We start from the raw sequence: 23,012 nt of genomic DNA on the forward strand, positions 1-23,012 counted from the left end.
GCGGGCGGTCCTGCAGCGCACGGGTGTGTTCGGCGAAAGCGGGAGCGGGCGGCAGCGTGGGCGCCCGGCCCTCACGGACCGCGGCCAGCGCGGTGAGAAGGTCGCGGGCAACCAGCAGCATCGACCACATGTCGACGTGTGCGTGGTCGGCGGCGATCACCACCGTCGGCCCGTCCGCGGTCTCGAGCAGACACAGTCGGTGCGACGGACGACCGTACGGCGAACACGTCCGGTCGAGGACATCGCGCAGCGCGTCGTTGACCGCTTGCCCGGGCGCGATCGGATGCTCGACCCAACCGCCGGGAGTGATGTCGGTCTCGTGCAACTGCGGTTCACCGTCGTCACCGGGAGAGAAAACCGACCGCAATGTGCCGTGCCGTGCGATCACCGCCAGCCACGCGGTCGCGAGGTCTGCTGTCGGTATCGGTTCGGAAAGCCGGAACGACAAGGCCATCCACGATCCTGAGCGGTCTCCGGCCCCGACGTGGCGCCGCTGATCGAAGGAGACGGGAAGTGAGCGACCGCGGTGTCCGTCGGTCACGTCGTAGCCGAGGAGTCGACCGAAGGGCAGGCGCAGGTGCGCGACGTTAGTGAGCCGCATGGCGGTATCCTAGGCGCCTTCCGCAGCGAAGACCGACCTCAGCGAGGACCCACCCCAGCGCCGACCCACCAGGAGCCGCCGTGCCGACCTTCAGTGTTCCGGGAGCCGAACTGGCCGTGGAGTTCAGCGACGAGGGCGGGCACCCGGTGGTGCAACTCCACGGCCTCACGTCCAGCCGCCGCCGCGACCGCCTGATGGATCTCGATCTGGGGCGTGGACTCAGCGGAACGCGGCTTCTCCGGTACGACGCGCGGGGGCACGGCCGTTCGACCGGACGCCCGGTTCCCGACGACTACCGCTGGCAGGTACTGGCCGACGATCTCCTGCGGCTGCTCGACCACTGGTTCCCCGGTGAGCGGGTGCACGGCGTCGGCCCGTCGATGGGCACCGGAACCCTGCTGCACGCCGCCGTCCGCGATCCGGACCGGTTCAGTGGCCTGACCCTGCTGGTGCCGGCGACCGCGTGGGCCACCCGCGCCGCCAAGGCCGACAGCTATCGACGCAACGCCGCGGTCGTCGAAGGGCAGGGACTCGCCGCATTCCTGGCCGCCGACCTCGCCCTGCCCCGCCCACCCGCCACCGTCGGGACTCCCGAAACGGTGCCGGACGTGACCGAGGGTCTGCTTCCGTCACTGCTCCGCGGGGCCGCACTGAGCGACCTGCCCGACCCCGAACACATCGCCGGAATCGTGATTCCCACAACGATTCTCGCGTGGATAGAGGACCCCGGCCATCCGGTGTCCACCGCCGAGGCGCTGCGTGAACTCCTGCCCTCGGCCACACTCGAGGTCGCGAAAACTCCGGCGGATCTGGCGCGGTGGCCGAGCATCCTGTGCGCGGACGTGGCGCGGTTCGGATAGCCCGGCGTTCAGGCCCGCTCGACGGGGAACCAGAGATCACATGCCGCCGTGCTGAAGTCCTCGGCACGGGTCGATCACCGACACGATCGACGGTCCTGGGCGCAGTCGCGACGGGAGCGACGGTCATGCGCCGCCGCCGCACGTATTCGGACACCGGCATGCCCGCGAGTGCGGAGAACATGCGGCGTGCGTGATAGCCCGTCGGGCCCATTGCTGCCGAGAGTTCGTCGACGTCGAGGTCGTCACCGAGGCGCTGTTCGATGTCGTCGACGAGCCGGTTGAGGATGTCGATCATGACCGCTCCCTTCTCCCCCACTCTCATCGCAACCGAGATCACTTCACCCGACATCTCCGGTTCGATTCGGTCGGGTGCGGACGGCGGGTGCCGAAACCCGACCGCACTCGAGGCGTGAGGGCGTCAACGATGCCTGCCAGGTCGATGATCCGGATCCGTGATCGCGCCCCGAGTCAGAGGGCGAACGTGGCGGTGGCAGTGCTCACGAACCAGCTTTCCCACCGATCACCGGTCCAGCCTCGTTCGCCGACCAGCAACAGCCACCAGCGTCGATTCGCCAGTACCCAGGCCGCATCGACGACCTCGTCACTCGGCCTGTGCCCGACGATCAGGGTCGCCGCGTGTGCGACCTCGTTCCAGCGGACCGCTTCCCGCTCCGCCAATCTGGCGGCCGCGGCAGCGTCGGTCACCGCCGCCTGATCGAGGACGTGCTGAATGGCCGCCGAACGCTCGTGAGCTCCTCGCAGCCAGCGTGCGGCGGCGCCTATCCGGCTCGCCCGGTCGCCGACGCCCATCGCCTGAAACGTCGCCTGTTCGCGCACCCGCGTGCCGTCCGCACCGGCGAGGGCATGCACGATGCACGCGTCGAGCAGCGCGATTTTTCCGTCGAACTGCTGGTAGAGCGTCTGCCTGGTGAGGTGCGTGGCGACGGCGACGTCCGCCATCGTCGTGGCTACCCAGCCACGAGTCGTGAACATCTCCGTTGCGGCCGCGATCACCGTGTCACGGTTTGCCCGAGCCTGTTGTTCCCGGAGTTTCGATCTGTACTCACGCGCCACCCGGTCAGCCTACCCATTTTCGCCTTACTCAGTGTATGTTGATTCCGAATTTAGGTTTACTCTGAGTAAATCGAAAATAGGGAAGGCGAGCACACCATGACCACCGCCCCGTGGGACACCACATTCATCCACACCGATCTCGGCGACCTCGCGGTACACAGCATCGGCGAGGGACGCCCGGTCGTCGCCTGGCACAGCATGTTCGTCGACTCGTCGAGCTGGTCCCGCCTGATACCGCACATCCCCGATCGACGCTTCTTCCTGATCGACGCCCCGTCGTGCGGCGCCAGCGACGCACTCGCCGCGCCCGTGAGCATCAGCGACTGCGCGCGGGCTGCCGCACAAGTAGTTTCGGCACTGTCCGCCGATTTCGATGGACAACCGATCGACTGGCTGGGCAACGCCTGGGGCGGGCACGTCGGCATGGAACTCGCGGCAACCCGCCCCGATCTGATCCACAGCCTCGCCGCCATCAGCGCACCGACCTTTCCGATCGGCCTCGCATTGCGACTGAAGGTACGCCTACTACTGCCCCTCTATCGCATGGCCGGCCCACGTGGACCGGTCCGATCAGCCATCATGTCGACCATCTTGACCGACTCCACCCGCACGTCCGATGCGGCAGCGGTCGCGTTGATCGACGAATGTCTCGCGCGGGTCGGCAGCGACGCCACCATCACCGCGATCCAGTCGGCGATCCTCGATCGCACCGACCTCCTGTGGGCAGCACGGGTATTACGCTGCCCCACCTTGTTCGTCACCACCGACGATCGTGGTGAATGGACACCGGAACAGGCACGTGCCGTGGTCGCGCAGATGTCGTGCGCATCCGAGGTCACGATCACGGGCGCACGGGTAATCCCCGCCTTGGAGCAACCCTCGCAGGTGGCCACCGCACTCAACCGATTCTGGTCCCAGCCGGTGACGTCCACACCCGAGTCCACATCCGAGACCGCCGCGGAGTAGTCACCAAACACCTTAGGCGACAATCACTCCCGCCCATGCCGTGCGCACCGAGCCAGGTGGTGCCGACGACGGACGCACCGCCGATCCGCCGACCAAGGTGCCACCCGCGCGGTGCCGGCCGTGCGCATGTGTCCGACCGGTCCGCTCCTGTCCGGCCCTTCGCGACGAGCACGGCTTGCGATCAACTATCGCACCATTTAGGATGAACATAGGTTCATTTTATGGAGGGCGTCGTGCGGGCACCAGAACAGAACCAGGCCATGCGCGAGACGACGCGCCAGGCGATAGTCGATGCCGCCATCCGCGTCTTCGCCAGGCATGGATTCGCTGCATCGAACATCCGACAGATCGCGGACGAGGCCGGCCTCAGCGTCGGATCGATCTACCGGCACTATGCGAGCAAGGAGGCACTCTTCGACGACCTACTCACGCAGGCCTCGACCGGTCTCGAGACCGCATCCGAAACGCTTTCGGGCGAGGGCGATCCGCTCACGTTGGCGCGCGGCTTCACACGTGACTTTCTCACCGACCTCGCAGGAGGTCGAAGCGCCGCCGAGTTCTACCTCGTGATCAACCAAGGATTCCTGAGCGACAACCCGGCCGGGACAGCGGCACGACTCGCGGCCGACCAGCGCTCACTATGGGAAGCCTTCGCCGTGCTCGTCCGACGCGGGCAGGCCGTCGGGCAGTTCGCAGATGGCGACCCAATGCACCTGACCGCGTACTACTTCGCGATGCTGTCCGGCATCGCGAGCATGCGCCTGGTCATCCAGGACGCATTGACCGACTCCGGCGTCGACGTCGTACTACGCCTCTTGACCACCGGGAGGAACCCATGATCGAGATCAAGCGCGGCAACGAACTCGGCGAAGGCTCCCGTCGGGCTATTGCCGAGGTACTCGTCGACGGATTTGCCGAAGACTTCGCATTCTTCTCGAAAGACCCGAGGGTCCTGACAGACGCCTTCGAGCACATGATCATCCTCGAGCGCTTCCACGTGGGGTTGGTCGACGGGGAACCGGCGGCGATCGCGACCGTAACGGAACGCGATCAGGAGTGCTTCGAGCCGCGTCGCCGCGAGTTTCAGCACGCGCTGGGACGCTGGCACGGACTGATCAGCTACTTCATCGTCCGAAGCCAGTTTCTCGGGACGCACGACGACGCACCTCCCGGCCTGGCAGAGATAGGCTTCGTGACCACCGCACCGCAATTCCAGAAGCAAGGTGTCGCGACCGCCCTGATGAAGCAATTGCTGACATTGCCGTACGAGGAATTCGTGCTCCGCGACATCAAGGATACGAACACCGCCGCGCTCGCGCTCTACCGCAAGCTCGGTTTCCGCGAATTACACACGCGTCCGGTGAAGTTCGCCAAACGCGCCGGGTTCTCGACATATGTTTCGATGACCCGGAAGACCGCCGAATAGAGTACAGCTCGAGCATCGTCGACGCCTCGACACCCTCCGCCCCGCGGGGCACGCACCCTTGGACACCGCGGCGAGCGAGAAACATCAAGAGCCCCACGCCAGCGACCCGTGTACCTGAGTCGACACGATTCGACTTGCCGTTCAACGGTATTCAGAAGGGCGGAGGACCCACAATCGTCATTCCGCCGTGGGCCACCGCACTGGCTGCCAGCAAGTCGAAGTCTGTTTGCTCGGTCGAGCCGTCCATCGGCTCACTCGCACCCCGGAAGAACGCCTCACACTCACACCCGGGTTGGATCACAAGCACGCGAGCGTGTTCGCTCTCCACGAGGAATGCGTGCGGGGTTTCACTCGGCACCCAAATGTAGTCGCCGGTGTCGAGCACGTGGTCGTCGTCGCCGACCCGGAACCGAAGGGAACCCGCGAGCACCCACATCGACTCCACGATCGGGTGAGTGTGCAGCGGCGTCCGCTTCCCGCCGTCCAACTCGACCTCCACCACAAGAAGTCCATCCTGGGCCTCGGCCCCGCTGAGCTTCCAGGTCCAGATTCCACCGCCGAAGAACCAGCGGCGTTCACCTTCGCCGGAACGGCGCACCACCGCACCGGCCTTTGAAGTGTGCATGCCACGCTCCCTTCATGGGATTACAGTCCCATGATAATCCTCAGATACCATGAAAGCCATGGGCGACGACTATCTGGAGTCGGGAAGAATTCGGCAGAAGCTGCGCACTCGCGAAGATCTGCTCACTGCCGCTCGCCGGCTGATCGAAGGTGGCGAAACGCCGACGGTCGAGGAGGTGGCCGAGGCCTCGGGCATCTCACGAACGACGGCCTATCGGTACTTCCGGACCCAGACCGAACTGCTGGCTGCCGCATTCCCCGAAACCGTGACACGTTCGCTGCTGCCCTCGCCTCCACCGGCAGATACAGCCGATCGCGTCCACGCCGTGACGTCCGCAATCATCGACGTGGTCGAACGTACCGAGAGCCAGCAACGAGCCATGCTGCGCTTGTCATTGGGCGACAGGCACCATGAACTTCCGCTGCGCAAAGGTCGCGCGATCGGCTGGCTGGAAGAAGCGCTCGAACCGTCGCGCGAAACCCTCGGTGTGGAGTCGCTCCGACAACTGGCCATCGCGATTCGGAGCGTCTGCGGGATCGAGGCGCGCGTGTGGCTCAGTGATGTCGCCGGACTCGACTCGCACGACGTACGTGCGCTTCAACTCTGGGCAGCACTCGCGCTCGTCGAGCGGGCAGCCGTGGAGCCCCCACCCGGGCGATCAAGCCGCTGACACGGCCCCGGCGAACGCAACTCGATCACAGTACCTGGACGAACTGAACGAGGCCGACCAGGCATTCGCCGCCGACACTGAAACCGCCATCGCCGCCTACGAGGCTGATCGGCGAAAGGCACAGTCGGCCGCGGCGACGTCGTCTGGGCGAGCATGGATCCAACGATCGGACTAGAGAAGGCCGCGCACCGCCCGGAGCCGCTACCGTATCCGGCAACACTGGTCGACGAAGTGCACGAGATCCTCACGCTGCTGACGGGTGGGCGATGACTCGGTCGGCCTCACCCGCCCCGGGCGACACGGCGGCCGTCGCATTGATCGCCGAGTGCCTCGCCCGGGCCGACGACGGACGTACCGCCGATCCGCCGATCAAGGTGCCACCCGCGCGATGCCGCCGGCCGTGCGCAGTTGTCCGACCGGTGCGCGGCACACCGAGTTATTCCACACCGCGAATTATGTAGTCGCGTTGAATATCTGCGGTGGCGCGCCCCCATGCGCTCGAGGCGACACGACGCTGGTGCGCTTCGAATGCGGCTGCATCGACGAACCGCTCATCGACCTGCCAGACGCCGTCGTCCGACGCCGGATGGACCGCGAACGAAACACAGCCCACCTCGGCGAGCGTCAGCTCGATATGGGCAGGCAAGTGTTTCCGGACGATCGCGATCTCACGTTCATCCACGCAGATCAATCGCCCGCTGAGGACAACCTCACTCAATGCCGTCCACCTTCGTTCGGTTCGTAGAGGCTCGATTGCGGCTCGGCCCGTGCACTCGAGATAGACGGAGGGCACCGTGCCGACGTCGAGAGCATGCTCGCATCGGGCGATGATCTTCATGAGCTCGTCGGCCCCATTCTCCTCGATCATCTGCTCCAGCGTGGCACGCACGTCGTCGGGACTACCTGCGACGAACTTGGGCCACGTGCCGCTGGTGATAATGACGGCTCGTCCTTCTCCGTCCGACTCATCTCGCAGCCGGCCGCATCCGTGGTGGGGGCCATGACTGCTCCCGCGTCTCGGCCGACTCGTCCCAGCCGCGCGTAGTCGATCCTCCAGCGACGTGTCGTACAGGTTCCGTCGATGACCCACGCGGGCCTATCAATGAGATCAGCGTGAACCTCGGTCCATTCCGCGTGTGGCGTGGCCGTAGGTCCGGGTTTCCAGAACAGCCGATCAAGCTCGAATAGGGGTAGATCATGCTGTCGCGCGATGCTGGCGGCGAGAGTCGACTTGCCCCCGCACGACCGCGGCCGAGCACCGCGATACACCGCCATCGGTTCACGGCCAGATCGTCTCCGACGTCGGCCGCCAGCAGCGACAGAAAATCGGCAGCACCGAGGCAGATAGACGTCAGAGCAAAGTCACCTACACGTTGAACCGGAACTCCACCGCGTTTCGTAAGTTTGGTGTAACTGAGCGCATACCCGCTGGTCAGTCGAGAGTTGGGGTATAGTGGTCGTCACTGCACGCTACGCATAAGCGACCGTCTTCAGACGCGAATTTGCGGCTACGGCGGCAGTCCTTACGAGGTCCTGGTGTAGCTATCCGTGAACCAGGGAAGCAGCCGGCAACGTACTCCTCCCGGAGATTCCAACATGGGAATTTCCGATGACACTGGCGACCTCGAACGCTGATACCCCTCAGGTCGAATCCGGCCACGAAGATCCGTACCGCTGGCTCTGGCTCTCCGAAGCTGAGGCCGAACACTATGGCGCACGGTCCACGCTGCGCCGCTACGTCAACGAAGGCCGCTTCCCGACCGCCGAGAAGGTTGGTCGGTCCTGGCGTGTCCGCAAGTACGACCTCGAACGGTTGACCCGGCGGGCAGTGCCGCCGACTTACGACGACGTGCAAGCAGCGGCGTCAGCCGTGGCTGCCCAGGCGCCGGTCTTCTCCGATGAGCAGGTCCGTGCGCTCTCCAAGGTCTTCACTGAGCAGCTCGCCCGGCGTCAGGCAGTCGGTGCCTGATGAACCGCGTGAGTACCCCATCCGGTGACGGATGGGAATCCGAGTATGCACGCGTCGAGGAAGGTGTCGCCGGTACACCCTGGACCGTCGATCGCGAGCTCGTCAGTGGCGTCGATACTGCTGTCCTCGTCCGTCGCGTTGAGCAGCCTCTGAGCGGGTCGGAACAGCCCGCTGCGAGGGTCGATTCTGACAACGTTCCCGGGAACGTTGTCAGCGAGAACGCCGAAAAACAGGCTCCGAACTGCGGCGATGCTTTCAGGCCAAAATCCCCTATGGGAACGGCAGACTGGCCTGGCCGGAATGGCCAGGACAGCGTGCCGTCGCCGGAGCCTGATCAGGTCTCGTTCGGTTACCTCGCGACCGTGCGCGCGATGGGCACTGACCAGACCGCCCCGGTCATCGGCTACGACACCGAGTTCACCTACGACGTCGACGGTCGCCGGACGATCGACAGCTACCAGTTCTCGGTCTTCGATCCCGAGGACACCGGTCACCGCTTCGACATCGTGCTGCTGCCGCTGGCCGACGGAGCGGTCCGTCATGCCGACGGTGGCGGGAGCTACGGCGGTCCGCTGGCCATCGCCGACTGCCTGGCGGTCGTGATCCGTGAGAGCAGCCTGTGGCGTTCGGCCGGTCTTCCCGATCCCCGCGGAGTGGCCCGGCGGGACTTCTGGGTCGGCGGTGACTACGTCGCCAGCATGAGCGCTCTCTACGGCCGTCACGGTATCGGTCTGGTGCTCGCTGGCCACTACCTGCCGGCCGACCTGACGGCGTTCGCCCGGCCCCGTCGTCGCCGGGGCGATGGCCGCTTCGACGACATCATGCGCCGGGTGACGTCGGCGTCCGGTGGGCTGGTGTCGCTGAAGCCGATCCGTATGGCGGCTATCTCCGGTCCTCGCGGTTCGAGCCAGCGGTACCTGCCGCTTTCCATCACCGTCCGGGACACGATGGGTCAGGCCGCCGCCGGCTCCAACAGCCTCAAGTCGCTCGGTGAAGTGTGCGGGGTGCCGAAGCTCGATGTCGGTGAGGCCATCGAGGACATGACCGGCTTCCGCCGTGACCGTCTCGCCGACTTTCTGGAGTACGGCGTGAACGATGCCGCGATCGTTCTGGAGTACTCGACGGCGCTCTGGGGACTCAACGCCGTGCCGCCGGTGACGCTCTCAGGCGGGGGTGCTCATGCTCTGCGGGCGGGAATTAAGGGCTACCTGGGTGTCTCCAGCAATGCGGAGTTCTCAGCTCGCTTCCAGGGCCTGGTGTCCGTGGACGAGGGGCAGGAGGTGAGCAACGACGGTCTGAGCTACTACGCCGTGCGCTCGCAGACACCGGTCGACGGTGACGCCAACCAGGTCCACTCCGCCTTCAAGAAGTCCTTCCACGGCGGTTGGAACAGTTGCTTGAAAGTCGGCTACTTCCCGACGACGACGTACGACCACGACATCCAGTCGGCGTATCCATCTGCGATGGCGGCCGTCGTCGACGTCGACTTCGAGCGCGGGTGTATCGAGGAAGTCATCAAGGACCGGGCGCTGTCCGTCGGCGACTTCCCGCTGGGGTTCGCCACTCCGTTGGTCGCCTACGCCAGTTGGGAGTTCCCTGAAGGCGTCGAACCGTGCCTGCCGGTTCAGGTCGGTCAGTCGATCATCTACCCGCGAACCTCGTACGGCATCGGCGCCGCTCAGGGCGAGGGAATGGCCGCTGTCGAGTTCGACTCGTTCGAGGGGGCGTGGTGCTGTGGCCCCGAACTGCTGTTGGCTCTCAAGCTCGGCGCTCGCGTCGATGTCCAGATCGGGTATCGGCTGCGCGTGCTGGAGCATGGCGGCGAGCCCTCCCGGTCTATGCGCTCTGCAGTACAGCAGATGGTCGCCGATCGCGCTGCGGCCAAGCAGGTTTGGGGCAAGGGTTCGCTCGTCGAGCTGATGATCAAGGTGGCCACCAACAGTTGCTACGGCAAGCTCGCGCAGGACGTCGCCGAACGTCGTGGTTGGAACTCCTGGGCTGAGGAAATGGAGTCGATCGGCGGGTCTGCCGTGACATCGCCGTATCACGCCGCGATGATCACCAGCCTGGTCCGCGCGTTCCTGCTCGGCATGGCCAACCAGGTCGACCTGTTGAGCGTGACGACCGACGGATTCATCACCCCTGAAGCCGACGTCGAGCGCTGCGACGCCTTCGGACTGGCTGAGGTGTTCCGTTCGTCGCGTGAAGCACTGGCCGGTGATCCGTCGGTCTGGGAGGTGAAGCACCGGCAGGGTGACCTGGTCAATCTGACGACTCGCGGCAACGTCAGCCTGTCGCCGGGCGGCGTACTGGCCAGGGCCGGGCTGAAGACGCCTGACGGCATCGAGCGTGGCGGGTCTGTCGCTGAGCGCGAGTGGTTCCTCGACACGGCTGCCTCCCGTGACGGGAAGATCCTGAACGCGTACACCTCGTTCCCGTCGTTCCGGGAGTTGTCTCGCACCGCCGACCGTCTCGACTTCGGCCGGGTCCACCGGACGCCCGCTATGTCTCTCGATTTCGATATGAAGCGTCAGCCGCTGCTGGATGATCTGCGGGCCGACGAGGTCCGTGGGCATGAGGTGGCCGGTTACGGCACCACCGCGTGGGGGACGGTCGTTGACTACTCGCGTGGGCGGGACATCGCCCGTCACATCGCCTCTATGCGCCCCGGTACTACGGGCGAGGATCGGCCGACGGGAACCCTGCGCACGGTCTCCGACATGAAGACGTGGAAGCGCCGCTACGACAGCGCCGTCGGCCGGCGTATCCGGACGGTCGAGTCCGCACTTCTGACTGAGCTGGTGGCCGCGCACAAGGAAGGTCTGATCGCCGTCCCGGTGCTGGCATCGCGCGTCCCGGTGGCCCAGAAGATCGCTTACCTGTCGTCGCTCGGGCTTGGTGATTTCACACGCGCTCAGTGGGAGCACATGAGTAAGCGCGACCGTCGGGCTCGGGTGCTGGCCGACGCCGATCTGAACGCGCTCGCTGAGGTCGTCGACGGCCTCCCCGACTGGTGATCGGGGGTTATGACCGTGCCCAACGCGCCGCCTGAAGTCCTCGCGCCCTACCCCCAATTCCGGCTGGGAAGCACCCGGCAACCAATGAGAGGAAATCTGATGACCGACAACAAGAACACCCGTAAGAACCTCGACGAGCTGCTAGCCGAGGCCGAGGCCCGCGTCGCCGAACTGAAGCAGAAGCAGAAGGCGAAGGACGCCCGCGAAGCGGCCAAGCTCGGTAAGCGCCTGTACTCCAAGATCGGTGACGGTCGCGCTGCCTTCACCGCCGAGTTCAAGGTCATCCGCGATGAGCTGTTCCCCACTGATGACGCTCCGGCCGACGGGCCGGCGGTGACGGAGGAGCCGCCTGCCCCGGCGTCGGCCGGGTTCGGTGGAACCGGTTGGGGCGGTGCTGGTCATGCCCAGTAATACCGCTGCCCGCATGGCGGGCGAGGAAGCAGAGACCCCGCCCGGACTGAGCGAAGCGAAGGAGGACGGGGGCGTGGTAATTGGCGGGCGACGCGAAGCGTTGTCCGACAATTACCCTGCTGGCCGTGGGGAAAGTGTCGCAGATCCCGCGTGCACGTCGGACCGGCTGTCCGCCCGCGTGACTGTGCGCTTCAGCGTTCCGGAGCGGGCGGCAATCGACGCGCGCGGGGCGGCGCTGGGCGTCAAGCCCGGCGCGTGGTTGCGCGCCTTGGCGCGCGACGGGCTCGACGTTCGGCGCGATGAAGTCGAGCGGCTTCATCGCGCCGCTGCGCGGCGGCCGGACCCGGTGCAGGCCGCTCTGGTCGAGCAACTCCGGCGCGCTGGCTCGGTGCTCTGGCGTGAGCGTCGGCGCGATGAGCTGGCGGTCAAGCTGCTCACCGAGATCCGGGATCTGCTCCGCGACGGTGGCCAGCTCGACGACAAGCGGGCCGCCGCGCTCGACAATGCTCTGGCCCTGCTCACCGACCCCGGCCGGGAGAAGGCTCTCGCTCCGGTGATCGCTGCCGTCGAAGCACTGCGGGCTGACGCCGGGGATCGGACCCGGCTGTGAGTACCGTCAACGTCCGTTCGTCGCAATCGGCACAGACCAGCGTGGACTATGCCCTCTACGGCGACAGCGGCCAGCTGAAGGAAGAGCACCGGCGGCGCGGTACCAGCCGCGCCGCCGCGCTCTCCTCCTCCGTCGACAACCCTGCCGAGTTCATCGCGCGGTGTGAAGACCACGGGCGCAAGGTCGAGCTGTATAGCTACACGCAGAACTTCTCACCTGACGAGTTCGATGTGAACAACCCCGACGACGTCAAGCGGGTCAATGATCTTGGCCGCAAGCTCGCCGAGGATATGCACAGCGCGGACTACCTCGTGGTGACCCACGCCGACAGCCGGGGTGGTCATCTCCACAACCACATCTACGTCTGCAACAACGACCTCCTGACGGGTAAATCGTTGCAGCGGAACACCTCGTGGGCGAAGGGCGTCCGCCAGGCCAACGATGCCTTGATGGAACGTGAGGGCTGTCAGGTTCTCGACTCCCCAATGCAAGCGAAGGTCGACTGGTCGTTGCAGCGGGAGCAGTACGAAGCTGGCAGCTTCGAGCGGACTTTAGGCGACAAGATCGCAGCATCGCTGCGTGACCCGCGCTCGACTGACCGCGGGGCGTACAAGGCTGTGCTGGCTGAACACGACGTGAAGTTCAGCGTGGCCAAGAGCGGTGAGCACCGTTACAAAATGCGTCACCAGAACGGGAAGCTTCTGTCGAAGTCCGGCAAGGCGCTCTCCCCCGACTTCAGCGCGGAGAGTGCTGACGAGATCTTCAACTACCACAGCGAGAACAAGATGAAGGGGCAGACGAATGCCGTTGCTCAACGACATGAAGAACGAGGACCAGGCCGCGCAGACGAGCGCCGAGAACTTGGAGCTGTTGCGCGAGTTGATGACTCGCCAGAGCCGCGTCGAGGAACACGTCGCCGGGCTGACGACCGCGATCAACAAGCTCATCGAGAAGCAGAGCAGCGACACGCGGAGCCTGTCCGGACGGCTGACGATGATGGAGCAGCAGCGACCCAGCAGTCCGCCGCCATCCAGCGCGGCATCCGCGATCGAGCCCGTACGGCAAAGGCTCGACGAGATCGAGAAAACGCTGAGCGTGCTCGCCGACAGCGTCAGTGGCAAGGACTTGGCCAGGGCCACGACGGAACTCAAAAGCGAAGCGAAGGGTATTACCTCGGCCAGTAACCGGGCCGCTACCGACGCCCGGAAAGCTGCCGACGCTGCCGAGGAGGCCGCCGGTGCCGTTGATGGTGTGAGGGCCGCCGCCGCAAAGGAGATCCGGACGGTGGCCACCGCCGTCGTCAACAAGGCCGAGAAGGCGATGGACGACCGGGAGAAGGTGAGGGCCGCCCGTGTCGAGAGGCTAGTGGCCGCTGCCGACAAGGTGGCCGCACGGCGGTACTGGGACGCACTGGGCGCGTTCGTGCTAGCGCTGGTCCCGGCCGCCGCGCTCCTGATGGGCTGGACGGTTCTCGTGGGTGGTGTCTTCTATGCCTGGGAGTTGGTTACCACCGACGGTTCCAAGCTGGAACTGATCTCGAAGGGGCTGCTGTTCGTCATGGCTGTGGGTGCCGCCCTGTGGGGGCTATGGCGCTCGCTGGTCTGGGTGTACGGCGTCGTGGGCGGCTGGCGTCGTGGGGACCGAGTGTAGTGATCAGTCCATCGGCCTACCGCTTGCGGCCGGTCGATGGGAGCGCGTTGCAACGCGCTCAGCTGCCGTCAGCGAGTCGCTCAATTGCTTCAGCCTGGATTGTTCGGCTGGTCGCTAAGGCTTCTTCTGCGAGCTGGTCGTAGATTGCTACGTCGTCGTTCTGGAATGTCAGCGATAGCCGACGTTCCGAGCTACCTGCAACGTGTTCGTAGTCCTCCGGGCGCGCCCAGAAGCAGGTCTCGCACATCTCGACGTCTTGCGCCGTCCAGTTCTCGCAGTGTTCGCAAGACCAGCTCTTGGCACGGTTGTCGCTGGCACACAGTGGCATAAAATCGATGAACTCGAAGGTCGGCTTGTCGCCGCCGATCATGAAGGGCACGCGATGGTCGGCCTGCAACTCGCGGCCCGCGAAGACGCCCGAGCAGATCGCGCACCGGTAGTCGGCCCGCTCCTTGAGCTCGTCAGCGAAGGGTTTGGGGATGACGACCCGCCCGGCTGCGTTCTTGTTGGCCGCACCGGTGAAGTAGTACTCCGCTATCTGTTTGCCGTCGACCTTGACCCGTCGTGATCCGACGCCGACGCCCGCGTCCTGCAAGTCACCGCGGGCCCGGGGCGGGTGTGTGTAGCCGTAGATCTCCGAGAGTTCCTTGGTATTGATCGACCCGTGCTCGAGGATGTGGTCACGGACGACACGGGCCCGCCTGGACATCGGAACGGACTTGAGCCATTCGATCTCTTCGGCTGTTAGCTCGACCGGTGCTTGTTTTGCCACCCGTCGAGTGTAAGTGCCGCTCGGTGCGCGTCAGAACAATGTGGCCGCTGCCAGCCTGTCGGTGTCGAGGTTCTCGGCGAGTACGGGCGACAGGTAGAGCGACTCGACGCTGAGCTGCTTACGGCCGAGCAGAGTCGCCTGGGCGGATGCCCCGGCGGCGACGTGTAGGTGCTTGAGGCCCAGCGACTCGTCCAGCGGGTCGCCGTACTTGGCATCGTCGGTGATCACGTCGTAGCTCACGATGAAACGGACACCGTTGTCAACTAGCTTGCGCAGCTCGTCCTCGAACGCTTCACGCTGGAGGTTGGCGATGTAGCGATGGTCAGGTGAGGTGCTGGTGCCCTGGTACGGCGGATCCATGTACACGACGTCGGTGGCCGGGTCGACCTTGGAAAGCACCTGCTCGTAGGGCGCCGCGATGACCTCAGTGCCCTGCATGAGCCGGGAGGCACCGGTGACTCGGGCGCGGACCGTGGTGGGCTTGGCACCGAGCCGACGGTGGTCGGCCCCCTGATTCATCCGGCCGTCGCGGCCATAGCGGACTGCGCCTTTTACGATCCGGTTGAGCAGGTACAGCAGATCGGCTGGCTGGTGGGTGTCGTTGAAGCGGTCGCGAACCAGGTTGAAGAAGGCGCGGGGATCCTCGCGCTGTTCGATCCAGAGCGCTTCGTAATCGTCGGCGAGGTTCTCCGGCTCGTCGATGATCGCCTGCCAGAGATCCATCAGTGGCTCGTTGACGTCGGCGATGACGCCGGAGTGGGAGACCCCGGCCAGCCGTGCGGCGATCGAGAGCGCCGCCGAGCCTGCGAACGGCTCGACGACGCGCACCGATTCACCCATCAGCGGGATGATCGCGGACGCCAGGGCGCGCTTGCTGCCCTGGTATGGAAACGGCTGCACGTCACCAGAGCGGGCTAGCTTCGGGTGCTTGGGAAACACGGTCGGCTCGATGACTACGTTCGGTGGTGGGGTCATGGTTGTTCTCCGAGTCGTTGCGATCGAGCGGGTGTCGGTTGTAATCGTCATGGTTGTGCTCTTTCGAGTCAGTGGCAAGCGCGGCTGGCGGACCTTGTGGATAACTGGGCTATTTCCAGGTGATTTGCACAGTGCTCGGGTCGAATCCACGTCGGCCTTGAGGTACTGGAAGCAGCGTGACGGTGGCGATGATGTCGACAATCCGGCGACGGCCTTCGAGGTCTGCACTCTTGAACAATCCGGCCGGGTCTGACGTTCCGAGCAGGGGCACCGTGGCGGCGTTGCGCGAGAGTTCCAGCCGTTCGCGTTCGAGGCGCTCGATCTCCGTGCGGGCAGTATCTCGGACCCGCTTCAGGTCTGCGGCGTCGATGAGATCGGCCGCGTAGTCCTTCTCTGCCCGCTGGATACGGGCGTGCAGCCCGTCGAGGTCGGCGACGACTGTGGCCAGCTGCGGCGAGTCGCTCGCGGGCACGGTGGCGCTAGCCTCCGGCGCGGTAGCCAGCCGTTCGGCGACCTTCTCCATGACGTACTCGTCGATGGGCGCGCCGGTGCGGTTGACGTGGCCCTCTGTCCGGCACCGGTAGCCGCGGGATGACCCGCGTACGGGCAGCCCGCAGACCCCGCACAGATACAGACCTGACCCCGTGTGCTTGCGTCGCGTGCTGCCGTTGTTCGTCACCCGGCTGTGGTCGTCGAGCTTGAGCTGTACCGCTTTCCACGTCTCCACGTCGATGATCGGTTCCCACTGCCCCATGATCGGCTGGCCGTCGTCATCGGTGACGATCTGATCGCGCCACGATCGGCGCCGGCCGCGCTGCCTGTCCTCGTCGGTGGCTGTGCCGTTGTCGAGTCGGGCCTGCTTCTCTGCGTTCTCGGCGACGGCCTGCCGCCGGTCCTTCTTCTGCGTGTAGACGGCGTATCCCGCATACCGGGGGTTCCGCAGGATCTCCAAGACGCTACTCTCTGGCCACGGCGCGTCTGGGGCGCACGGCGGTTTGCGCAAGGGCTGCTGCTTCTCCTTCGGGAGCTTCCTGTTCTCCCGGCGTCTACGGGCGTTGCGCTCCTCATTGAGCGTCCAGCTGTGGCGCGGGAGCTGCGGAACGTCCGCGTGGTGCTCGTCGGGATGGCCGGACAGCGCCCGGGCGATCCCTCGCAACGTCCCCTTGTCGTCTTTGAAGGCGCGGTAGATCGCGTTGACAGCCTTCGCCTCGGCCGCAATCTGGTGGCCAGCGGTGTCGTACCCCAACGGGCGCACGCCTTTGGGCGCTCTCCCCTGCCGGGCGCGCTGCTGGTGGGCTGCCTTCTGCCTGGCCGACTTCCGTTCCATCTCGGCTCTGGCAACCGCGGCCTTGATCCGGGCGTACATGCGGCCGCCATCGGTGCTCAGGTCCGCATCACCGTTCGCGGTCACCAGAGCCAGGCCACGTTCCTCGGCCCGGTCGATCCAGTCTTCGAGCTGCCGGGGCTGTCGGGTCAGTCGGTCGAGATCCCAACAGATGATCGCCTCGAACGCCCCGGCCTCGTAGTCGGCGATCATGGCGTCGTAGTCGGGCCGGACAGCGGTCTTGTCCGTGGCTGACTTCGACTGATCGGTGTAGGTCTTGACGACCTCCCACCGTCGGAACTTGGCCAGGTTCTCGCAGTCCTCGCGCTGACGACTGAGCGCAAGCCCGTCCGCCTCGCGGTCCTGGCTGATCCGGAGGTAGATCGCTGCGCGAGTAGGTTCTCTGGCGTTTGTGCTGGTAGCGGCCATGAAGGCCAGTCTACCGCTTAGATGGCACCCCGCTGCGGAACTCGACGACGTCACCGTCGGCCATGACATAGTCCTTTCCCTCCATGCGGACCCGCCCCTTGGCTTTCGCTTCGGCCATCGAACCGGCCACATCGAGATCGGCGAACGACACGATCTCGGCCTTGATGAAGCCGCGCTCGAAGTCGGTGTGGATGACGCCGGCGGCCTTGGGTGCGGTGTCGCCCTTGTGGATCGTCCACGCCCGCGACTCCTTCGGGCCCGCGGTGAGGTAGGTCTGGAGGCCGAGGGTGTGGAAACCGGCGCGCGCCAACTGCTTCAGTCCCGCCTCGGTCTGCCCGATCGACTCGAGCAGTTCCATCGCCTCGTCCTCCTCGAGTTCGAGGAGTTCCGATTCGACCTTCGCATCGAGGAACACCGCGTCGGCGGGGGCGACGGCCGCGCGCAGTTCGGTTTTGCGTTCGTCGTTCGTCAGCACGGCCTCGTCGGCGTTGAACACGTACAGGAACGGCTTGGCGGTGAGCAGGTGCAACTCCCGCAGCAACTCGGCCTGCAGCTCGGCCTGGGCGGCGAACACCGTCCGTCCGTCTTCGAGGATCGCCTGCGCCTTCTTCGTCTCTTCGAACTGCGCGACGAGTTCCTTGTTCTTGCGCGATTCCTTCTCGAGCCGCGGCAGCGCCCGCTCGATCGTCTCCAGGTCGGCGAGGATCAGTTCGGTCGCGATGACCTCGATGTCGGCCGTCGGGTCGACCTTGCCGTCGACGTGCACGACGTCCGGGTCGTCGAAGACGCGCACGACCTGGCAGATGGCGTCCGCCTCACGAATGTTGGCGAGGAACTTGTTGCCCATACCCTCACCGGCGGACGCGCCCTTGACGATGCCGGCGATGTCCACGAACGACACCGTTGCGGGCAGGATGCGTTCCGATCCGAAGATCTCGGCGAGCCGGTTCAGTCGCTCGTCGGGCAGTTCGACGACGCCGACGTTCGGCTCGATGGTGGCGAACGGATAGTTCGCGGCCAGCACATCGTTCTTGGTCAACGCGTTGAAGAGCGTCGACTTGCCGACGTTGGGAAGTCCGACGATTCCGAGAGTAAGGCTCACGGAATCAGCAGTCTACGTGCTCGACCCGCGGGTGCTGTCATCCGCACGACGCGCGACGGCGACGAGCCAGTCCGCGTCGGCGTGCCAGGGCCGCAGGTCCCACGTCGCGAACCGCTGTTCGAGCACCAATCCCACGGCCTCCAGATCCGCTTCGAACTGCTCCGGCCGGTAGGCACTGCGGGTGGTGAACCCGGCCACGAACACGCCGCCGGGCCGCAGGTGGGCCGCGATCGCGGCGAGTGCGCGCCGTTCGCTGCCCGGTTCGAGGAACACCATCACGTTGCCTGCCGCGACGACCGCGTCGAACGGCTCCCCCGGAAGATTCAAGGTCGCCAGATCCGCGCGGTGCACGGTCAACTCGGAGTGGGTGCGGGCCTGATCGACCAGCACCGGGTCGAGGTCCACGGCCGTCACGTGATGGCCACGACGGGCAAGCTCGAGTCCGACCCGGCCGGTGCCGCACCCGGCGTCGAGGACGCGGCTTCCACGCCCGAGCACGACGTCGACGAACCGGGCTTCACCGTGCAGATCGGCGCCGGAGGCCTCGAGGTCCGCGAACCGTTCGATATAGGCGCGGGAATCGTCGGCGCTGCGTTCGGTCTGCCATCGGGTGCTCATGTCCCGACGCTACCGACAGCCGACGTCGCTACGGGCAGGCCACCGAAACCAGTTGCGCGATGCGGGCCGCCTGGTCGTCGGTCGGCACCGTCGACCCGTTGGTGGCGAGTTCCTGGACGGTCGCGTTGATGTCCTCCTGCGGCGACCCGTCCGCGATCATCGGGCAGGTGTCGGTGACGATCTTTTCGATCGACTGTGTCTCCCGATCGGCCGCCAGGTTCGGGTAGGCGGTGCGGAACGTGCCGACGAACGCGCTGAGCTTCGCCTGATCGACTGCGACGCCGGCCTGCTCCGCGGCGCTCGACGCAACGCTCTGCACCGACGACACCGCGCCCTCGGCCTGCTCCCGGACACTCGTCACGACCGCGCCCACCGACGACTGCAACTGTTCCCCGGCCGGGGTGTCGTCGTCGGTGCTGCACGCCGCGAGCGTGCATGCGACCGCGACGACAGCGACGACAGCCGGGACGGACCTGCGGATCCGCGCTCCCCTGCGTGGTGTGCTCATGCACACGAGGATCCCACGCGGCGATCCAGTGGACGGATTGTTTCTGCGAATTCCGCAGGTACACGCCCGACCCCGGCAGCATCGGCAGACGAACCGCCGCGTCCGACGCATCATCACGTATCCGGCGCACTCGGCGTCCGCTCCGTTAGATTGGCGTGACACGGCCACCGGAAGGACCCCCGTTGAGCGAAGCGAAGTCCACTCCCCCCGAGTCCGCGCGCCCCGCCGATCGGGGCGCGATCATCGGCGCGGGCGGCATTTGGCTGGCCAAGGTGTCGGCATGCGTCGTCGTCATCGCGGCAGGCGCAGTTGTCCTCGGCTGGATCATCGAGAAGATGTGGGTGATCGTGCTGCCGGTCGCCCTCGCGATCGTCGTCTCGACGATCCTGTGGCCGCCCACCCGCGGCATGATCAAACGCCGCGTCCCGCCCGCAGCGGCGGCCTTCATCACCCTGCTGATGTTCTTCGCGATCGTCGCAGGCATCATCGCGGGCATCGTGCCGTCGGTGGTGGCGCAGGCACCGGAACTCGGCAACAAAGCCACCCAGGGCATCCACACGGTGCAGGACTGGATCCAGGGCCCGCCGTTCAACCTCCGCGACGAGCAACTCGAAAATGCCGTTCAGGTGGTGGTGGAGAAGGTTCAAGGTAGCGCCGCGAGCATCGCCACCGGCGTGTTCTCCGGAGTCAGCACCGCCGGATCGCTGCTCGTGACTCTCGGCCTGGTGCTGGTCCTGACCTTCTTCTTCATCAAGGACGGCACCCGCTTCGTGCCGTGGCTGCACACCGTCGGCGGCGGCCGTGCCGGACGGCACCTCGAAGCGGTGCTGGTCCGCATGTGGGACACGCTCGGCGGGTTCATCCGCACCCAGGCGCTGGTGAGTTTCATCGACGCGTTCTTCATCGGTCTCGGCCTGGTGATCCTCGGGGTTCCACTCGCCCCGGTGCTGGCGATCATCACGTTCATCGGCGGTTTCATCCCGATTGTCGGCGCGTTCGTCGCGGGCGCACTGGCGGTTCTCGTCGCGCTCGTCGCCAACGGCCTGACCACCGCGATCATCGTGCTGGTCATCATCATCGCCGTGCAGCAACTGGAAGGGAATGTGCTGCAACCGGTCCTGCAGTCGCGGAGTATGCACCTGCATGCGGTGATCGTGCTGCTCGCGGTCGCGGCCGGATCGTCGCTGTTCGGCATCGTCGGGGCGTTCCTCGCGGTGCCGGTCGCCGCGGTGACCGCAGTGGTGATCCGCTACATCGGCGAACAGATCGACGAACGCGTCGAAGCCGTCAACGCCGACGCAGTGGCAAACGCGACGGACGACGCACTCGCCCTGCCCGCTCCCGGAGAAGGATCGGCCCCCGAACCGACCTGACAGCGCCCGTGCGATTCAGCCCGCGACTTCGACGGTCGAGCCTTCCCTACCCCGGACGACGTGCAGCCGACTCGGGATGCGCTGGCGCAACTCGTCGACGTGGCTGACCACCCCGACGACACGACCTCCGGCACGCAACTCGTCGAGCACCCCCATCACCGAGTCGAGAGCGTCCGCGTCGAGCGTGCCGAACCCCTCGTCGATGAACATCGTGTCGAGGACGAGCCCCCCGGACTCGGCGGCGACGACGTCGGCGAGTCCGAGCGCCAACGCAAGCGACGCCTGGAACGACTCGCCACCCGACAGCGTCTTCGTCGAACGGACGACCCCGGTGTATTCGTCGTGAATGTCGATGCCGAGCCCACCCCGTTTGCCGTGGCTCCCCGCGGCATCCGAATGCACGAACTCGTATCGCCCACCCGACATACGACGCAGACGTGCCGACGCCGCCTCCGCGACCTCCTCGAGCCGAGCCGCCAGCACATACGAACGCAGCGACATCTTCCGAGCGTTCTGGCCGCCTCCCGCGACCACATCCGCCAGCCCGGCCAGTTCGTTCTGTTCGGCGCGCAACGGCAGGAGCGTCGCGTTCTCCCGCTCGAGTCGCATCGTGTACGTGTCGATGTCCGCGAGCCGTCGCTCGGCTTCCGCCGCCGCGCCGAGCGCCACGTGCAGTTGATCGGCGGCGACGGTCGCCGCGCTGCGACGCGCCGCGACGTCGACCGTCTCGGCTCCGGTGAGCGCAGCGATCTCGGGTTCGGCGAGGGTGGCCGTCATGACTGCGCGGGTCTCCTCCGCGGCCCGGACGATCGCGTCGATCTCGGTCAGGCGCGTGTCTGTTCGGACTGCGGCCAGCGCGGCCTCCAGGTCGTCGAAACCGGCCTCGGTGGCGGCCCGCACGGCGTCGTCGGCCCGCTCGTCGGCGTAGGCACACGCGCGGGCGGCGGCGACCCTCAGGTCGAGCAGTTCGGTCGCGGCAGACGCGAGCACCGCCAGTCGCGCACGACGATCCGCGAGCGAACCCTCGTCCCCGACCGCGGCGTCTATGCGCGTCCGGATCTCCTGCACTTCGGCGGCAGCGACCGCGTCGGCCTGCGCGACCTCGGCTACCTCGGCCTGCGTGGCGCGCAGTCGGTCCTTCAGGTCGGTGTCGAGCCGTTCGAGTTCGTCTACCTGTGCGCGGCGTCGATCGAGCGCGGCGGCCCGCGCGGCCGCCGTACTGTGCTCGGTCGTGGCCGTCTCGAGTTCGGCGGCGAGTTCGCCCACCGGTCGGTCGCCGCATCGTTGCCGCAGGGCTGAAACAACATTCGCGGATTCGGCGACCGCATCGGTTGCGTCGGCGAGCGCGGTGCCGGCACGCTGTTCGGTCTCGCGGGCCGTGTCCTCATCCGCTTTGGTGACGATGTCCTGCGTTGGCTGCGCCGGCGCGGGATGGTCGGTGGATCCGCAGACCCCGCATTCGCGGCCGTCGACGAGTTCGGATGCCAATTCGGCTGCCATACCAGCGATTCGGCGCTCCCTGATGTCGAGCAGCGCCGCTCGGGCATCGAGGTGCGCAGTACGCAACTCCACGACGCGCTGCTCGTGTCGTTCGAGTTCGGCACCGCGCAAGGTGAGTTCGGTAGCGGCGGCGACCGCATCGGCGGCGCGATCGCGGGACGCGACGAGCCCGGGCAGCGATGCGGCTGCCTGTTCCGCGCCTCGGACGGCGGAGTCGGCCTCCGTGCGGCGCGCGGGCAACGTTTCCCGCTGCGCGGTAAGTCCTTCGGTGTCCGCGGCGAGTGCGCTGCGCCGCGCGTCCAGTCGGGACCGTTCGTCGTCGAGGATCGCGAGGCGCTGCTGCTGCGCGATGAGGTCGTCGAGTCGCACGATCTCCGCGGACCATCGCTGCTCGTGCGGCCGGATCCGGTCCCGATCGCTGTCCTCCGGACGCTCGGGCAGTTCGTCGAGCAAGGCACGCCCGTCGTCGTCATCGGACAGCACGGCGGCAGCATCGGTCGCCGCCCGCAACGCTGCCGCCGCGGTCGTCGAG

Annotated in this window: 23 protein-coding genes; 12 read left to right on the plus strand and 11 right to left on the minus strand. The window is 66.4% G+C overall.

Translation table 11 applies throughout. The features are described 5' to 3' along the window. Positions 1-601 (minus strand): condensation domain-containing protein (locus WAX14_RS20485; protein WP_422629883.1); only part of this gene is annotated, 601 nt, incomplete at its 3' end. A gap of 80 nt (positions 602-681) precedes the next feature. On the opposite strand from WAX14_RS20485, the gene WAX14_RS20490 reads away from it, so the two are divergent. After that, on the plus strand, positions 682-1,461 hold the full coding sequence (locus WAX14_RS20490) for an alpha/beta fold hydrolase (RefSeq protein WP_422629884.1): 780 nt from the start codon (positions 682-684) through the stop codon (positions 1,459-1,461). A gap of 468 nt (positions 1,462-1,929) precedes the next feature. On the opposite strand, the gene WAX14_RS20495 is transcribed toward WAX14_RS20490, so the two are convergent. Beyond that, the gene (locus WAX14_RS20495) at positions 1,930-2,475 is read right to left on the minus strand and encodes a helix-turn-helix domain-containing protein (protein ID WP_422629885.1); all 546 of its coding nucleotides are present in this window, start codon (positions 2,473-2,475) and stop codon (positions 1,930-1,932) included. A gap of 156 nt (positions 2,476-2,631) precedes the next feature. On the opposite strand from WAX14_RS20495, the gene WAX14_RS20500 reads away from it, so the two are divergent. The 3 genes from WAX14_RS20500 (at position 2,632) to WAX14_RS20510 (ending at position 4,927) form a co-directional block, all read left to right on the plus strand. Next, entirely contained in the window at positions 2,632-3,501 is an 870-nt protein-coding gene (locus tag WAX14_RS20500; protein ID WP_422629886.1) for an alpha/beta fold hydrolase, read from the plus strand. Between the two features lie 233 nt (positions 3,502-3,734). Beyond that, on the plus strand, positions 3,735-4,340 hold the full coding sequence (locus WAX14_RS20505) for a TetR/AcrR family transcriptional regulator (protein WP_422629887.1): 606 nt from the start codon (positions 3,735-3,737) through the stop codon (positions 4,338-4,340). Further along, entirely contained in the window at positions 4,337-4,927 is a 591-nt protein-coding gene (locus WAX14_RS20510; protein WP_422629888.1) for a GNAT family N-acetyltransferase, read from the plus strand. Before WAX14_RS20505 ends, WAX14_RS20510 begins: the two co-directional genes overlap by 4 nt. Before the next feature lie 151 nt (positions 4,928-5,078). Here the strand turns inward: WAX14_RS20510 and WAX14_RS20515 are convergent, their stop codons facing one another. Beyond that, positions 5,079-5,552: a cupin domain-containing protein gene (locus WAX14_RS20515; RefSeq protein WP_422629889.1), complete on the minus strand. Its 474-nt coding sequence runs from the start codon at positions 5,550-5,552 to the stop codon at positions 5,079-5,081. A 58-nt stretch (positions 5,553-5,610) separates the two neighbouring features. On the opposite strand from WAX14_RS20515, the gene WAX14_RS20520 reads away from it, so the two are divergent. After that, on the plus strand, positions 5,611-6,222 hold the full coding sequence (locus tag WAX14_RS20520) for a TetR/AcrR family transcriptional regulator (RefSeq protein WP_422629890.1): 612 nt from the start codon (positions 5,611-5,613) through the stop codon (positions 6,220-6,222). 436 nt (positions 6,223-6,658) lie between these two features. Here WAX14_RS20520 and WAX14_RS20525 read toward each other — a convergent pair whose 3' ends face one another. After that, on the minus strand, positions 6,659-7,090 hold the full coding sequence (locus WAX14_RS20525) for a putative quinol monooxygenase (protein ID WP_422629891.1): 432 nt from the start codon (positions 7,088-7,090) through the stop codon (positions 6,659-6,661). A gap of 741 nt (positions 7,091-7,831) precedes the next feature. Here WAX14_RS20525 and WAX14_RS20530 point away from each other — a divergent pair. The 6 genes from WAX14_RS20530 to WAX14_RS20555 all read left to right on the plus strand — a co-directional run bounded on the left by WAX14_RS20530 (position 7,832) and on the right by WAX14_RS20555 (position 13,879). Beyond that, positions 7,832-8,191, plus strand: coding sequence for a helix-turn-helix domain-containing protein (locus WAX14_RS20530; protein WP_422629892.1), 360 nt, complete (start codon positions 7,832-7,834; stop codon positions 8,189-8,191). 506 nt (positions 8,192-8,697) lie between these two features. After that, entirely contained in the window at positions 8,698-11,208 is a 2,511-nt protein-coding gene (locus WAX14_RS20535; RefSeq protein WP_422629893.1) for a hypothetical protein, read from the plus strand. A 99-nt stretch (positions 11,209-11,307) separates the two neighbouring features. Further along, complete coding sequence (locus tag WAX14_RS20540; protein ID WP_422629894.1) at positions 11,308-11,619, plus strand: hypothetical protein; 312 nt, start codon at positions 11,308-11,310, stop codon at positions 11,617-11,619. Between the two features lie 178 nt (positions 11,620-11,797). Then, on the plus strand, positions 11,798-12,229 hold the full coding sequence (locus WAX14_RS20545; RefSeq protein WP_422629895.1) for a hypothetical protein: 432 nt from the start codon (positions 11,798-11,800) through the stop codon (positions 12,227-12,229). Further along, positions 12,226-13,413 carry a relaxase/mobilization nuclease domain-containing protein gene (locus WAX14_RS20550; protein WP_422629896.1) on the plus strand — a complete coding sequence of 396 codons (1,188 nt, stop codon included), beginning with the start codon at positions 12,226-12,228 and terminating at the stop codon, positions 13,411-13,413. The genes WAX14_RS20545 and WAX14_RS20550 overlap by 4 nt, the downstream gene beginning before the upstream one ends. Continuing rightward, a complete protein-coding gene (locus WAX14_RS20555) occupies positions 13,325-13,879 on the plus strand; it encodes a hypothetical protein (RefSeq protein ID WP_422629897.1) in 555 nt (184 codons plus the stop codon). The genes WAX14_RS20550 and WAX14_RS20555 overlap by 89 nt, the downstream gene beginning before the upstream one ends. A 58-nt stretch (positions 13,880-13,937) precedes the next feature. Here WAX14_RS20555 and WAX14_RS20560 read toward each other — a convergent pair whose 3' ends face one another. The 6 genes from WAX14_RS20560 to WAX14_RS20585 all read right to left on the minus strand — a co-directional run bounded on the left by WAX14_RS20560 (position 13,938) and on the right by WAX14_RS20585 (position 19,607). Next, positions 13,938-14,651, minus strand: a complete 714-nt coding sequence (locus WAX14_RS20560) for an HNH endonuclease (RefSeq protein WP_422629898.1) — start codon at positions 14,649-14,651, stop codon at positions 13,938-13,940. 30 nt (positions 14,652-14,681) lie between these two features. After that, on the minus strand, positions 14,682-15,626 hold the full coding sequence (locus WAX14_RS20565; protein WP_422629899.1) for a DNA adenine methylase: 945 nt from the start codon (positions 15,624-15,626) through the stop codon (positions 14,682-14,684). A 109-nt stretch (positions 15,627-15,735) separates the two neighbouring features. Further along, positions 15,736-17,379 carry a recombinase family protein gene (locus WAX14_RS20570; RefSeq protein WP_422629900.1) on the minus strand — a complete coding sequence of 548 codons (1,644 nt, stop codon included), beginning with the start codon at positions 17,377-17,379 and terminating at the stop codon, positions 15,736-15,738. A gap of 10 nt (positions 17,380-17,389) precedes the next feature. Then, positions 17,390-18,481 (minus strand): redox-regulated ATPase YchF, encoded by a 1,092-nt coding sequence (ychF, locus tag WAX14_RS20575; RefSeq protein WP_422629901.1) that lies wholly within the window; start codon positions 18,479-18,481, stop codon positions 17,390-17,392. Positions 18,482-18,493: 12 nt separating this feature from the next. Further along, complete coding sequence (locus WAX14_RS20580; RefSeq protein WP_422629902.1) at positions 18,494-19,099, minus strand: class I SAM-dependent DNA methyltransferase; 606 nt, start codon at positions 19,097-19,099, stop codon at positions 18,494-18,496. Positions 19,100-19,127: 28 nt separating this feature from the next. Then, a complete protein-coding gene (locus WAX14_RS20585; RefSeq protein ID WP_422629903.1) occupies positions 19,128-19,607 on the minus strand; it encodes a hypothetical protein in 480 nt (159 codons plus the stop codon). A gap of 182 nt (positions 19,608-19,789) precedes the next feature. Here WAX14_RS20585 and WAX14_RS20590 point away from each other — a divergent pair, with 182 nt between their 5' ends. Beyond that, positions 19,790-20,980, plus strand: coding sequence for an AI-2E family transporter (locus tag WAX14_RS20590; RefSeq protein WP_422629904.1), 1,191 nt, complete (start codon positions 19,790-19,792; stop codon positions 20,978-20,980). A gap of 15 nt (positions 20,981-20,995) precedes the next feature. Here the strand turns inward: WAX14_RS20590 and WAX14_RS20595 are convergent. Beyond that, the coding region (locus tag WAX14_RS20595) for an SbcC/MukB-like Walker B domain-containing protein (protein ID WP_422629905.1) at positions 20,996-23,012 on the minus strand (2,017 nt) is incomplete at its 5' end.

Source organism: Rhodococcus sp. (in: high G+C Gram-positive bacteria), assembly GCF_049299235.1.
Taxonomy (GTDB): domain Bacteria; phylum Actinomycetota; class Actinomycetes; order Mycobacteriales; family Mycobacteriaceae; genus Rhodococcus.

Excerpts from the sequence above, each read along its gene's own strand:
- WAX14_RS20585 (WP_422629903.1), bottom strand. The coding sequence starts at position 19,607 with ATGAGCACACCACGCAGGGGAGCGCGGATCCGCAGGTCCGTCCCGGCT.
- WAX14_RS20500 (WP_422629886.1), top strand. The coding sequence starts at position 2,632 with ATGACCACCGCCCCGTGGGACACCACATTCATCCACACCGATCTCGGC.
- WAX14_RS20525 (WP_422629891.1), bottom strand. The coding sequence starts at position 7,090 with ATGATCGAGGAGAATGGGGCCGACGAGCTCATGAAGATCATCGCCCGA.
- WAX14_RS20565 (WP_422629899.1), bottom strand. The coding sequence starts at position 15,626 with ATGACCCCACCACCGAACGTAGTCATCGAGCCGACCGTGTTTCCCAAG.
- WAX14_RS20515 (WP_422629889.1), bottom strand. The coding sequence starts at position 5,552 with ATGCACACTTCAAAGGCCGGTGCGGTGGTGCGCCGTTCCGGCGAAGGT.
- WAX14_RS20510 (WP_422629888.1), top strand. The coding sequence starts at position 4,337 with ATGATCGAGATCAAGCGCGGCAACGAACTCGGCGAAGGCTCCCGTCGG.
- WAX14_RS20520 (WP_422629890.1), top strand. The coding sequence starts at position 5,611 with ATGGGCGACGACTATCTGGAGTCGGGAAGAATTCGGCAGAAGCTGCGC.
- WAX14_RS20570 (WP_422629900.1), bottom strand. The coding sequence starts at position 17,379 with ATGGCCGCTACCAGCACAAACGCCAGAGAACCTACTCGCGCAGCGATC.
- WAX14_RS20540 (WP_422629894.1), top strand. The coding sequence starts at position 11,308 with ATGACCGACAACAAGAACACCCGTAAGAACCTCGACGAGCTGCTAGCC.
- WAX14_RS20580 (WP_422629902.1), bottom strand. The coding sequence starts at position 19,099 with ATGAGCACCCGATGGCAGACCGAACGCAGCGCCGACGATTCCCGCGCC.
- WAX14_RS20530 (WP_422629892.1), top strand. The coding sequence starts at position 7,832 with ATGACACTGGCGACCTCGAACGCTGATACCCCTCAGGTCGAATCCGGC.